Annotated in this window: 11 protein-coding genes and 1 riboswitch; of the genes, 3 read left to right on the top strand and 8 right to left on the bottom strand. The window is 69.6% G+C overall.

Annotated elements, in window-relative coordinates; genetic code table 11:
• Window positions 1–33: 33 nt before the first annotated feature.
• The 5 genes from ftsH to dacB all read right to left on the bottom strand — a co-directional run bounded on the left by ftsH (window position 34) and on the right by dacB (window position 6,821).
• A complete protein-coding gene (gene ftsH / locus ACWPOC_RS03460; protein WP_455408019.1) occupies window positions 34–2,589 on the bottom strand; it encodes an ATP-dependent zinc metalloprotease FtsH in 2,556 nt (851 codons plus the stop codon).
• Between the two features lie 251 nt (window positions 2,590–2,840).
• The gene (gene hpt / locus ACWPOC_RS03455) at window positions 2,841–3,395 is read right to left on the bottom strand and encodes a hypoxanthine phosphoribosyltransferase (protein ID WP_060653514.1); all 555 of its coding nucleotides are present in this window, start codon (window positions 3,393–3,395) and stop codon (window positions 2,841–2,843) included.
• A complete protein-coding gene (tilS, locus tag ACWPOC_RS03450) occupies window positions 3,377–4,429 on the bottom strand; it encodes a tRNA lysidine(34) synthetase TilS (protein ID WP_455408018.1) in 1,053 nt (350 codons plus the stop codon). Before tilS ends, hpt begins: the two co-directional genes overlap by 19 nt.
• A gap of 2 nt (window positions 4,430–4,431) precedes the next feature.
• Entirely contained in the window at window positions 4,432–5,481 is a 1,050-nt protein-coding gene (locus tag ACWPOC_RS03445) for a zinc-dependent metalloprotease (protein ID WP_174246945.1), read from the bottom strand.
• Window positions 5,478–6,821 (bottom strand): D-alanyl-D-alanine carboxypeptidase/D-alanyl-D-alanine endopeptidase, encoded by a 1,344-nt coding sequence (gene dacB / locus ACWPOC_RS03440; protein ID WP_120281252.1) that lies wholly within the window; start codon window positions 6,819–6,821, stop codon window positions 5,478–5,480. The genes ACWPOC_RS03445 and dacB overlap by 4 nt, the downstream gene beginning before the upstream one ends.
• 262 nt (window positions 6,822–7,083) lie before the next feature.
• On the opposite strand from dacB, the gene ACWPOC_RS03435 reads away from it, so the two are divergent.
• Window positions 7,084–7,575 (top strand): inorganic diphosphatase, encoded by a 492-nt coding sequence (locus ACWPOC_RS03435; RefSeq protein WP_016933994.1) that lies wholly within the window; start codon window positions 7,084–7,086, stop codon window positions 7,573–7,575.
• A 68-nt stretch (window positions 7,576–7,643) separates the two neighbouring features.
• On the opposite strand, the gene ACWPOC_RS03430 is transcribed toward ACWPOC_RS03435, so the two are convergent.
• Window positions 7,644–8,474, bottom strand: coding sequence for a crotonase/enoyl-CoA hydratase family protein (locus ACWPOC_RS03430; protein ID WP_455408017.1), 831 nt, complete (start codon window positions 8,472–8,474; stop codon window positions 7,644–7,646).
• Between the two features lie 113 nt (window positions 8,475–8,587).
• Between ACWPOC_RS03430 and ACWPOC_RS03425 the strand changes: the two genes are divergently transcribed.
• A complete protein-coding gene (locus tag ACWPOC_RS03425; protein WP_120281250.1) occupies window positions 8,588–9,061 on the top strand; it encodes a YbaK/EbsC family protein in 474 nt (157 codons plus the stop codon).
• A gap of 219 nt (window positions 9,062–9,280) precedes the next feature.
• Window positions 9,281–9,811: a winged helix-turn-helix domain-containing protein gene (locus tag ACWPOC_RS03420; protein WP_120281249.1), complete on the top strand. Its 531-nt coding sequence runs from the start codon at window positions 9,281–9,283 to the stop codon at window positions 9,809–9,811.
• 61 nt (window positions 9,812–9,872) lie between these two features.
• Here the strand turns inward: ACWPOC_RS03420 and ACWPOC_RS03415 are convergent, their stop codons facing one another.
• Together ACWPOC_RS03415 and ACWPOC_RS03410 are read right to left on the bottom strand one after the other, a co-directional pair.
• Window positions 9,873–10,505, bottom strand: coding sequence for a hypothetical protein (locus tag ACWPOC_RS03415; RefSeq protein WP_174246946.1), 633 nt, complete (start codon window positions 10,503–10,505; stop codon window positions 9,873–9,875).
• A gap of 207 nt (window positions 10,506–10,712) precedes the next feature.
• Complete coding sequence (locus ACWPOC_RS03410) at window positions 10,713–12,026, bottom strand: aminotransferase class V-fold PLP-dependent enzyme (protein WP_120281248.1); 1,314 nt, start codon at window positions 12,024–12,026, stop codon at window positions 10,713–10,715.
• 68 nt (window positions 12,027–12,094) lie between these two features.
• Window positions 12,095–12,212, bottom strand: a riboswitch (SAM riboswitch).
• Window positions 12,213–12,214 lie beyond the last annotated feature (2 nt).

Raw genomic sequence — 12,214 nt, 5'->3', positions numbered from 1 at the left:
ATGTGCGCCCGGTACCGGACTCACCGACACGGATCAGTGCCGGCCGGCCGGGCCTTCCCACCGTTGTGTGGGAGGAGGCTCGGGAGTGCCGTAACCATCGCGCGGTTGCGAGTCTCCCACGTGGTTCTCCCCGCGGTGCGCATCTCCCGCACCGTTGTCGCCCGAGTCCGCCGGGCGGTCGGCGTCCTGCGGCTCCTGCGGACGCCCGAAACTCTGCGTTTCCTGGGCCTGTCCGTAGCTGGGTTGTCCGTAGCTCTGGGGGTTCTGACCCTGAGGTCCCTGCGGATACCCGTAACCCTGCGGTTGTCCGGAGCTCTGCGGCCCGTGCCCCTGCTGTTCCTGCGGGGTCTGCTCGCGCGGCGGCCAGCCGGGAGCCGACCATCCGGCGGGAGCGCCGTAGTCGGGCCGCGTCGCGTGCCGCGGACCACCCGGGTACGGAGCCGCCGGCTGGAAGCCCGGAAGCGGCTCGGAGGCCGGGACCGGCTGCGACTGCGGTTGGGGCTGTGCCTGCGTCTGTGGCTGGGGGTAGCCGTTCGCAGGTTGGTACTGCGGCTGCGCGCCTGGCTGGTAACCGGCGGGAGCGGGCACCTCGCCCTGGCCCGGATACTGCGGATGCTGATGCGCCGGCTTCGTCAGCGACGGCGGTTCCGGCGGCCACGGCTCGCCACGCTCGGCCGCGAGCTCGGCGGGTGTCTTGATCGGCGGCTTGTCGGACGGGACCCGATCACCGAAATCGTTGAAGGTCGTGATCCGCGGACGCTTCTTCACGTCGGCCAGGATCCGGTCGAGGTCCTTGCGGGTCAGCGTCTCGTGCTCGAGCAACTCGGCCGCCAGCACGTCGAGGGCGTCGCGGTAGTCGTTGAGGATCGCCCACGCCTCGGTGTGCGCGGCCTCGATGAGGTTGCGGACCTCCTCGTCGATCTCGCGTGCCACCTCGTGCGAGTAGTCGGACTGCACCCCCATCGACCGGCCGAGGAAGGGGTCGCCCTGTTCCTGGCCGTAGCGGACGGCGCCGAGCCTCGCGCTCATGCCGTACTCGGTGACCATCGCACGCGCGATCTTCGTGGCCTGGTCGATGTCGGACGAGGCGCCGGTGGTGGGCTCGCGGAAGACGAGCTCCTCCGCGGCACGACCACCCATCGCCATGACGAGGCGCGCGATCATCTCCGAACGCGTCATCAGGCCCTTGTCGTCCTCGGGCACCGTCATCGCGTGACCGCCGGTGCGGCCGCGGGCGAGGATGGTGACCTTGTAGACGGGCTCGATGTCGGGCATCGCCCACGCGGCGAGGGTGTGACCGCCCTCGTGGTAGGCCGTGATCTTCTTCTCGTGCTCGCTGATGATGCGGCTCTTGCGGCGGGGACCGCCGATGACGCGGTCGACCGATTCCTCGAGGGTCGCCTCGGTGATCACCGTGCCGTTCTCACGGGCGGTGAGCAGGGCGGCCTCGTTGACGACGTTCGCGAGGTCGGCGCCGGACATGCCCACCGTGCGCTTGGCGAGCGCACCGAGATCCGCATCGGGATCGATCGGCTTGCCCTTCGAGTGCACGGCGAGGATCGCCCGGCGACCGGCGAGGTCGGGGTTCGTGACCGGGATCTGACGGTCGAACCGGCCGGGGCGCAGCAGCGCCGGGTCGAGGATGTCGGGGCGGTTCGTCGCGGCCATCACGATGATGCCGGAGCGGTCGCCGAAGCCGTCCATCTCGACGAGGAGCTGGTTGAGGGTCTGCTCGCGCTCGTCGTGCCCACCGCCGAGGCCGGCGCCGCGCTGGCGGCCGACCGCGTCGATCTCGTCGACGAAGATGATGCAGGGGGCGTTCTGCTTGGCCTGCTCGAACAGGTCGCGCACGCGGGAGGCGCCGACACCGACGAACATCTCGACGAAGTCCGAACCGGAGATCGTGAAGAACGGGACGCCCGCCTCGCCGGCGACGGCGCGTGCGAGGAGGGTCTTACCGGTGCCGGGAGGGCCGTAGAGCAGCACGCCCTTGGGGATCTTCGCGCCGAGTGCCTGGTAGCGCGCCGGGTTCTGCAGGAAGTCCTTGATCTCGTAGAGCTCCTCGACGGCCTCGTTGGCGCCGGCGACATCGGCGAAGGTCGTCTTGGGCATGTCCTTCGACAGCTGCTTGGCCTTCGACTTGCCGAAGCCCATCATGCCGCCGCGGCCACCGCCCTGCATGCGGCTCATCACGAAGAAGAACACGCCGAGCAGGATGATCATCGGCAGGACGAACAGAAGGATCGACGTCAGCCAGCTCTCCTGGGTGACGTTCGTGTCGTACTTCTGCGCGCCCGACGCGGCGACGAGGTCGAAGATCTGCTCGGAGGCCGACGCGGGATACTTCGCGATGATCTCGGTGCTGCCCTCGGTCGCGTCGTTGCCGTTCTCGAGCCACAAGCGCACCTGCTGCTCGCGGTCGTCGATGCGGGCTTCACTGACGTTCTGCGATTCGAGTTGAGCCACCGCGACGGACGTGTCCACCTGAGTGAAACCGCGCGTGTCGTCGCCGAAGTAACTGAAGGCGTAGATCACCAGCAGAATGCCGGCGACGATCGCCAGATTACGGAACACTGTCTTGCGGTTCATACAGGTTCGGCCCGAGCGGCCGGTCCTTTCGATCGAGTTCGTCGGGGTCTCGCAGTCGCGGCGCTTCGCGCCCGGGGTGGCCGCATGCCGCAACGGTCACTGACCAGGCAACGCAAGGTTACCGCGTAGCAACGAGCAGTCGCCCCGGCACCGGCCGGAGCCGGCACCGGGAAGACGTCGTAATCGACAACGATCGGGACGGAACCGGAGTTCCCCGGGCCGGGGAACTCACCACCCGGCTCGACCGGAGGTCAGCTGCTGTAGACCTTGGGATCCAGCGTGCCGATGTAGGGCAGGTCGCGGTAGCGCTCGTCGTAGTCGAGGCCGTAACCGACGACGAACTCGTCCGGGATGTCGAATCCGACGTCCTTGACCTCGACGTCGATCTTCACGGCCTCCGGCTTGCGGAGCAGCGTGACGACCTCGAGCGACGCGGGGTTGCGCGTCGAGAGGTTCTTGAGCAGCCACGACAGCGTCAGACCCGAGTCGATGATGTCCTCGACGATGAGGACGTTGCGACCGGCGATGTCCTTGTCGAGGTCCTTGAGGATGCGCACGACACCCGAGGACGAGGTCGACGACCCGTACGAGCTGACGGCCATGAACTCCATCTGCGTGGGGATCGGCAGAGCGCGCGCGAAGTCGGTCATGAAGAAGATGGCGCCCTTGAGCACCCCGATGAGCAGCAGATCGCCTTCCGGCGCACCCACCGGGTAACGCTCGGCGATCGACTGCGCCAGCTCTGCGGTCCGCTCCTTGATCTGTTCCTCGGAGATCAGCACCGACGCTATGTCGTTCTCGTACACCGGGGTCCTTCCCTACCTTCTGCTGCCGGTCGCCCGGGTCTCGCCCGGTCGACGTACTCCACGGCAAGCGTGCCACGCCGACGCGACACCACCAACCTCGTCCCCGTCCGCGGGCCCCGCCCGACCGCGACCGGGCCCTGTCCGCGCCACGCCACTACCAGGTCGTCGACCGCTCGCAGCATCGTCTCGTTCGGCGTGGCGGTGTGATCGATCAGCCACGATCGGAGGGCTCTGCGTCGTACTGCGGCGGGAGCCGCCGCGAGTGCGTCGGTGTCGAGCAGGTCGTCCTCGCGCCGCGCCGTCACGAGCAGGTCGTCGGCCCAGACATCGAGGGCGTGACCGTCGTCCTGCAGTTGCCCGGCCGTGCGCGCGAGGGCTTCGGCGACGCCGCCACCGAGCACGTCCTCGAGCAGCGGCAGTACCTCGCGGCGCAGACGCACGCGCGTGAACCGGTCGTCGGCGTTGTGCGGATCCTCGTACGGGCGGTAGCCGAGTTCGTCGCACGCCCGGCGGGTCGTGTCGCGGCGCACGCCGAGCAGCGGCCGGCCCCACGGCGGGTCGAAGGGTGCCATCCCGCGGATCGAACGCAGACCCGATCCGCGGCCGAGACCGAGCAGCACCGTCTCGGCCTGGTCGTCGAGGGTGTGCCCGAGCAGCACGGGCCGTCCGTCGCGGTTCTCGTCGAGCGCCCGGTAGCGGGCCGCGCGCGCGGCGGCCTCGATGCCTCCCCCGCCGGTGACGTCCACGCCGACCACCGTGACGGTCGCGCAGCCGCGGGCCCGGGCGAACTCCGCGGCCCGCGCGGCGACGACCTCGGAACCGGACTGGAGACGATGATCGACGACGACGACATGCACCGCGTCGGTCTCCGCGACGGCCGCGGCGGTCAGGGCTGCGGAATCGGCCCCACCCGACAGCGCGACGGTCACCGCAGCGGTCGGGTGCGCGCCCAGCCAGGCCCGCACGGCGAGTCGCACCTCGTGGATCGCCGGGGCCTCGGGCAGCAGCGGACGATCGGCCGACGGTGAAGCCACGATCAGCTCAGCACCCGCGCGATCCACGCGTCGGGATGGTCGATCTCGGTCAGGGTGGGCAGGGCGTCCGGACCGGACCACACGGCGTTGAAGTCGTCCATGCCGACCTTGGCGACGACGGCGTCGACGAACTTCTTGCCGTGCACGTACTGGGCCATCTTGGCGTCCATGCCGAGGACGAGCCGGATGAGGCGATGCACCGGGCTGCTGTTGCGGTGCCGCCGGTTGTCGAACGCGCGCCGGATCCGCGCGACCGACGGGACCACGGCCGGGCCGACACCGTCCATCACATGATCGGCGTGTCCTTCGAGCAGCGTTCCGAGCGCGAGGATCCGGTCGAACGACTCGCGCTGAGACTGTGCTTGCAGCGCCCGCACGACACCGAGCATGCCCCGCTCCGACATCGGCTTGTCGCCGGGAGTGCGCAGGTCCTTCACCGCCGACACCACGCGGGTCGCGACGTCGCCCATCGGTTCCTCGACCGCGGTGGCGAGGTCGGCGGCGGCCTCGCGCATCAGCTCGGCCATCCACGGTGCCTGTGCGAACTGCACGCGGTGGGTCACCTCGTGCAGGCACACCCACAGCCGGAAGTCGGCGGGCGGTACCTTCAGGGCGCGTTCGACCGCGACGACATTGGGCGCGACGAGCAGCAGCGAACGGGAGAACGGGTCGTACTGTCCGAGCACCGCGGACGACAGGTAGGCGAGCATGGCGCCGGCCTGCGCGCCCGCCGGTTTGCCCACCCAGCGCCGGGAGGAGCCGGCCGGATCGTCGCCCGATGTCGCGGTGAGGTCGGCCATCGACGCTGCGGCCGCACGCACCCAGCCCGGCCGGTCGACGACCTGCGCGGGCGGCGGCTCGGTTCCGTCGTCGAGACGTGTGTGCTCGCGCACCGGTCCCTCGGCGCGCGCGGCGGCCGAGAACAACTCGTCCTGCACCGCGTCGCGGGTGTACCGCGACATCGCGGGTTCGGAGCGGGTGAGGCGCACGCCGACCCCGGCCGCGAACGACCAGTCGATCGCGTCGCCGAGTGCCCGCTCCTTGCCGGTCATCGGCAACCGCACTCACGGAGTACCGACGCCACGGCGTCGAGGGCGGGCCGGGCCTCGCTCGGGGACCTGCCGTTGGAGAGCAGCGCGAACGACAGCACGCGGCCGTCGGAGTCGACGACGTATCCGGCGAGTCCGTTGACCTCGGTGAGCGTGCCGGTCTTCGCGCGCACCCATCCGGCTCCGGCACGGGTCGTGGTGCCGTAGCGATCGGCGAGCGTGCCGGTCGCTCCGGCGACGGGAAGATAGTCGAGCATGGGCCGCAGCTCCGTCCTGTCCGGTCCGGCCGCCTCCGAGATCACGCGATCGAGCGTGCGAGCGGGGATCCGGTTCTCGACCGAGAGCCCGCTGACGTCGCGCAACGTCACTCCGGTGACGTCCAGACCCGCTTGCTGCAGGGTACCGGTCACAGCCTTCGTCGTGCCCTCGAACGAGTGCTCGTTGCCGGTCGCGACCGCGACCTCCCGTCCGATCGTCTCCGCGAGGACGTTGTCGGATCGGCGCAGCATCTGGCCGAGACGCACGGTGAGCGGCGCCGACTGGACCGACGCCATGGGCGCCGCGCCCGGCGAGGCGGACCCGGGCGCGACTCGCGCCGGATCGGCGCCGAGCGCGGTCGCCAGTGCGCGTCCGGCGTCCAGAGCGGGCGTCGCGCTGCGGGGCGATTCGTCCTCGAGCGGGTTCGACCGGCCGCCGTCGAGCATCACGGGTTCGATGGGCGCGACGTAGCCGTCGCCGACGTCCTGCGGGAACCAGCCCGGCGCGAGCGGATCTCCGCTGTACAGGCTCGTGTCGACGAGGACGGTCTCGACCGTCGCGCCGCTGCGCCGGATCTGTTCGGCGAGGTCGGCGACGCGGGGGCCACCCGGGTAGAAGCTCTCCTGTCCGGGCCGCATCGCCGAGAGGGTGGGGTCGCCACCGGCGATGAGGATGATCTCCCCCGGCTTCGAACCCTCGACGACGCGCGTGGTGATCCGATGGTCGGAGGGCAGCACGAGCATGGCCGCCGCGGCGGTGAGGATCTTCGTAGTGGAGGCCGGGATCAGCGCGCGATCGGCGTCCTTCGACCACAGGACCGTGCCGGTCGTGGGGTCGGTGATCGACCCGGCGAAGTCACCGAGGCCGGGATTGTTCACGGCCCGGTCGAGTGCCGCCGCCAGCGAGGTGGGGTCGGGCATCGGAGCGTCGGGCGAGACCGCGGCGACCGCGGGGGTCGCGACCACCGGCGCCGGGGCGGGGAGTACGACCGCGCCGGCGGACGCCCGCACGTCGTAGATCGCGAAGGCCCCGCCCACGACGAGAGCGAGGAAACCCGCACCCCAGATCCCGAAGAGGATCTTCATGTTCCGTCGTCGCCTGGTTGCCAGTGAACCCTGCTTCTTGTTGCCACCCTGCCCCGTCAACACGCCTCCGCTGCATCCTGCACACACTGGTCGACCAGCCACCCGCACTTCCCGCTGCCGGCCGCATACTGCTGTGACGCACTCGGGGCCCCGGTACCTGCACCTCCAGCCTAGCGCCGCGACCGTTATCCTCTCTGCGGACCATCACCGCAGATACGGATGTCGTATCCGCCGGAAAAACACCGACGAAGTGAGGCAAGGCGTGGAGTTCGAGGTCACCATCGAGATCCCCAAGGGACAGCGGAACAAGTACGAGGTCGATCACGAGACCGGACGCGTCAAGCTCGATCGTTACCTGTACACCTCGTTCGGCTACCCGGCCGATTACGGCTACATCGAGAACACCCTCGGTGAGGACGGCGATCCGCTCGACTGCATGGTCCTGCTGCCCGAGTCGGTCTTCCCCGGCGTGATCGTCGAGGCCCGCCCCATCGGCATGTTCAAGATGGTCGACGAGGCCGGTGGCGACGACAAGATCCTGGCCGTCCCGGCCGGCGACCCGCGGTGGGATCACGTCCAGGACATCAGCGACGTCTCGCAGTTCGAGCTCGACGCGATCAAGCACTTCTTCGTGCACTACAAGGATCTCGAGCCGGGCAAGCACGTCGAGGCCGCCGACTGGGTCGGTCGCGCCGAGGCCGAGGCCGAGGTGACCGCGTCGGTCGAGCGCCTGAAGAACAACGGCGGGCACTGACACCGAGCCTCCACAACGCGGATCCCCCGGACGATGTGATCGTCCGGGGGATCCGTCGTATGCGGGGTCTACTCGCCCTTGAACTGCGGCGGGCGCTTCTCGAAGACGGCGGTGATCGCCTCGGTGAGGTCCTCCGACGGCAGGAACGCCGCGTTCCACGCCGCGACGTAGCGGAGGCTGTCGTCGACCTGCGGCGAGCGCGTGTGGTCGAGGACGTTCTTGATGCCCTGGACGACGAGCGGCGGGTTGGCGGCGATCTCCGCGGCGGTCGCGTGGGCGGCGGCCAGCACTGCGTCGGCGTCGTCGTGGACGTCGTTGACGAGACCGATCTTCTCGGCGCGGGTGGCGTCGATGTCCGTGCCCGTGAGCGCGAGCTCGCGGACGTGACCGTCGCCGATGATGAGCGGGAGCCGGGCGAGGGTGCCGACGTCGGCGACCATTCCGACCTTGACCTCGCGGACGCTGAACTTCGCATCGGCGCTCGCATAGCGGATGTCGGCGGCGGAGATGAGATCGACCGCTCCGCCGATGCACCAGCCCTGGACCGCGGCGACGACCGGCTTGCGGCAGTCGGCGACGGCCGTGATGGCCGCCTGCATGTTCTTGATCAACGTGTGGAAGTCCGTGCGCGGCTTCGCGAGCGCCTTGCCGGAGACGACGGCGCCGAGGCTGCCGCCCATGGCGACGAGGTCGAGGCCGTAGGAGAAGTTCCGGCCGGAACCGGCGAGGACGACGGCGCGGACCTCGGGGTCGGCGTCGAGCTCACCGAAGAGGACGGGCAGTTCCGCCCAGAAGTCGGGACCCATGGCGTTGCCCTTGCCGGGGCCGATGAGCGTGACCTGTGCGACGTGATCCTTGCGTTCGACGGTGAACGCTTTCCAGGGCGAGTGATCGGACATTACTGAAGAGTAACTTGTGGATCTTCGTTTCGCACCGACCCCACGACACGACACGACGACGACGCGTCCTCGGAACCGCACCCATCGCGCGGCGATTTTCCTACTCTTGATCCATGACCAGGTCGCTGCATCCGAACGCCCACCGCGTGTCGGACACGCTCATCTCCCGCGGCCATCACGGTCTGATCGTCCAGCAGCCGGAGACCGTGCACACCGCCGAGCAGGCCGCTGCCGCGGTGGGTGTGGAGGTGGGCGCGATCGTGAAGTCGCTCGTCTTCCTGCTCGACGACGACCCGATCCTGTTGCTCGTGTCCGGCGCGCACCGCGTGTCGGTCGAACGGACCGGCGAGCGTCTCGGCGGCGAACTCGTGCCGGCCTCCCCCGATCTGGTCACGGAGGTCACGGGTCAGCCACTCGGTGGCGTCGCACCGCTCGGTCACCCCACGAACCTGCCCACCTACATCGACCGTGCGCTGCAGCACTATCCGGATCTGTGGGCATCGGGTGGGTGCCCGAACACACTGTTCCGGACCGTCTATTCGGAGCTCATGCGCATCACCGCAGCGATCGACGTCGACGTGGACTGAGACCGTCCACCTACCGGTACCGCCGGCATCTCCACCCGGGTACACTCTCCGTCGTGACAGTCCGAGCGTGGAGCCGCAGGCATGTCGACCTGTGCCGTACCCGCTCGTGCCTCTGTGCGTTCTGAGATCCGCACCATCCCTTCCTCTTTCCCGGCGCCGCACTGCTGCGGGTAGTTGCCTGCCCGGCGCCGTTCACCTTCCGACCAGCGGAGCCCTTCCATGACCACGTCCTCCATCGAGAACCCGGCCGGCAGCTCGGTCGATTCCCCCGAACTCGTTCTCATCGTGCAGATCTCGGACACGAACGCCGGATCGGCGGGCGATCTCGCAGCCCTTGCCGACGCCCTGCGGGAGACCGCGCTCGATCTGCTCCCGGGTGCGCGCACCCACACCCTCCTCAGTCCCGGCCCGACCCCTCTGGTGATCGATCTGCCGGCCCGCGAACTGGTGCTCGACAATCAGCGGGTCGAGTTGAGTCACAGCGAGTTCGAGATCCTCGCGCATCTGGTTCGCCGGCCCCGCGTCGTGGTGTCCCGCGCGGCGCTGCGGCCGCTCGGCGCCGGTTACTCCGAGAACGACGACGTCGACACCGACCGCGGCAACCGCAGTGTCGACGTCCACGTCTCCCGGATCCGTTCCAAGCTGGGACGTTTCGGCAACATCATCACGACCGTGCGTGGTTCGGGTTACCGGTTCGATCCCGATCCGCGCGTGCACGTCGTCGAAGTACTCGACCGCCGCACGGCGTGAACGCATGCGAAGGAGGGGCAGGAGTCGAACACCTGCCCCTCCTTCGTGATACCGACCGATGTCAGGAAGCGCGCACGGACGCCTGGGCACCTTCGCCGAACCGGCGCAGGACCTCGACGACGGTCGGTGAGACCTCGATGAGGCCGCGCGACTCCAGCCACGGCAGCGTTCCGTCGACGAGATGCTCGACGGTGAACGGCGCGGCGAGCGGGATCAGCGTGACGCCGTCGGCGACCTGCACGGCATGGATGTCGGCGATCAACCCGGCGAGACCGTGCGGCGTTCCGACATAAGACAGCGTGCCGGCCTCCCCGCGAGTCGATTCCGGGCGGGTGCGCCGGGTGCGGGCGGTGCGGGCATCGGAGGCGAGGACGACCTCGACGTCGACGAGCACCGTGACCGAATCGGGATCGCGCCCCTCCCCGGCGGCCTCCGCGCGGATGCGGTCGCGCAGTTTCCCGGCCTCACGCAGGTCGGCGGCACGCACCCGCACGACGTTGGATGCATCGGCGCTGAGGTCGAGCGGCGGGTCGCCGGCACGCCCCAGGGTCAGGTCGGCCCAGTAGTCGGGCCCGGAGTGACCGGCGAGTTCGACGGCGACACGCAACGGCCGGACGGTTTCGGACTCGACGACGGCCGGGTCTGCGGTGGCCGGATCTGCGGATCCAGGGGTGACGGTGGATGCGACGGACATGGGGTGCCTCTCGGTACGGGCCGCGGAGCGGCACGGAGGGATCGGCCTGTGAGCCGGAAGACTGTGAGGAGAAGACCTTCAGTCCGGACAGATTCCCGATGCCGTACGGCAGAGGTCGACATGGCGACGGCACCAGCGTGCCGCAGCGATCGCCCTCGTCCGTTCCATGCGAATTACCCTACTTATCCTGTGGGGAATTGTCGACCGCTAGACGCACGGAGATGCGTCGCCATCGGTCGCCCCGAGACCGGGACGCGTCTCCGGCGAGGGATTCCACACGCCGTCGGTCTTCGCGTGCACCCACGTCGGCCCGCTCTCGACCAGCGACCGGAGCGCTCCGAGGAGCCGCTCGACGTCAGCGGACGAGCTGCCGAGCCCGAGCGACGCCCGGACGGCACCGCCGGCGCGACCGACCCGCGCGAGCAGCGGGTGGGCGCAGAAACGTCCGTCACGGACGCCGATGCCGTGCTCGGCGGACAGATAGGAGGCGACGTGGCCGGGCTCGTAACCGTCGACCGTGAAGGTGACGATGCCGACGCTGTCGGCCGAATCGTTCCACAGCCGAAGCACTTCCACACCGTCGATGGTCTGCAGACCGTCGACGAGCAGGGCGCACAGGGCCTCCTCGTGACGGGTCACCGCGTCGGAGTCGAAACCGGCGAGCGCATCGCACGCGGCGGCAAGAGCGGCGACACCGAGCACGTTGGGGGTGCCGGCCTCGTGACGTGCAGGGGCGCAGGCCCATTCGGTGTGATCGAGGCGCACCTCGCGCACCGCGCCGCCACCGGCGAGATACGGCTCGGCGGCGTCGAGCCAGTCTCGGCGGCCGACGAGCGCTCCCGCACCGAACGGCGCGTACAGCTTGTGGCCGGAGAACGCGAGGTAGTCCACACCGAGCTCGGCGAGATCGACACGGCGGTGGGGCACGAGCTGCGCACCGTCGACGAGGATCCGGGCGCCGGAAGCGTGTGCGAGCTCGGCGAGTTCGGCGATCGGCAGGACCTCACCGGTGACGTTGGAAGCACCGGTGACGGCGAGCAGGGCCGCGGGGGCGCGCTGGAGTTCGACCGCGAGGCGCCACACCGTCTCGGAGACGGTGTCCGCGGCCTCGACGATGCGAGAATTCTTCCAGGGCAGCAGATTCGCGTGATGCTCGATGTCGAGCACGACGACATCGCCGGGCACCGCACTCGCGAGCAGGTTCAGCGAATCGGTGGTGTTGCGCGTGAAGACGACGACCTGGTCGTCGGCCGCGCCGACGAAGCGCGAGACGGACGTGCGGGCGTCCTCGTAGGCGGTGGTGCTGATCCGCGAGGCGTATCCGGCGCCGCGGTGCACGCTCGCGTAGAAGGGCAGCAGCTCCGTGATGCGGTCGGTGACGGCGGACAGCGCCGGTGCGCTCGCCGCGTAGTCGAAGTTCGCGTAGGTGCAGGTACCACCCTGGACGAGCGGAACCTGCACGTCACAGCCGGAAACGGTGGCGAACGGAGCGATGCAGGTGGTGGCGGCTACAGCAGTCATGACAAATCCCTCGTGTACTCGGGGACCCGCCGGTGACGCCTACGACGGAGAATTCTCGTCGCCGGCGGAGTCCGCGCTTGCCGTGTCCGGTAGTGGATTCACGGCCCGGTCGTCACCCGGAGCACCCCACCGCGGTTGGAGGGTTGCCGACCAGCTAGCCGGGGCTTGACGCTGGTACTCATGACCTG

Source organism: Rhodococcus sp. 5G237 (assembly GCF_053764735.1).
Note: the sequence above shows the minus strand (reverse complement) of the source record. Positions and strands in the feature narration are given on the sequence as shown.

What these genes read in the sequence shown, in the direction of transcription:
- ftsH (WP_455408019.1), bottom strand. Translation starts at nt 2,589, where the DNA reads ATGAACCGCAAGACAGTGTTCCGTAATCTGGCGATCGTCGCCGGCATT.
- ACWPOC_RS03445 (WP_174246945.1), bottom strand. Translation starts at nt 5,481, where the DNA reads ATGACCGGCAAGGAGCGGGCACTCGGCGACGCGATCGACTGGTCGTTC.
- dacB (WP_120281252.1), bottom strand. Translation starts at nt 6,821, where the DNA reads ATGAAGATCCTCTTCGGGATCTGGGGTGCGGGTTTCCTCGCTCTCGTC.
- ACWPOC_RS03430 (WP_455408017.1), bottom strand. Translation starts at nt 8,474, where the DNA reads ATGTCCGATCACTCGCCCTGGAAAGCGTTCACCGTCGAACGCAAGGAT.
- ACWPOC_RS03425 (WP_120281250.1), top strand. Translation starts at nt 8,588, where the DNA reads ATGACCAGGTCGCTGCATCCGAACGCCCACCGCGTGTCGGACACGCTC.
- ACWPOC_RS03420 (WP_120281249.1), top strand. Translation starts at nt 9,281, where the DNA reads ATGACCACGTCCTCCATCGAGAACCCGGCCGGCAGCTCGGTCGATTCC.
- ACWPOC_RS03415 (WP_174246946.1), bottom strand. Translation starts at nt 10,505, where the DNA reads ATGTCCGTCGCATCCACCGTCACCCCTGGATCCGCAGATCCGGCCACC.
- ACWPOC_RS03410 (WP_120281248.1), bottom strand. Translation starts at nt 12,026, where the DNA reads ATGACTGCTGTAGCCGCCACCACCTGCATCGCTCCGTTCGCCACCGTT.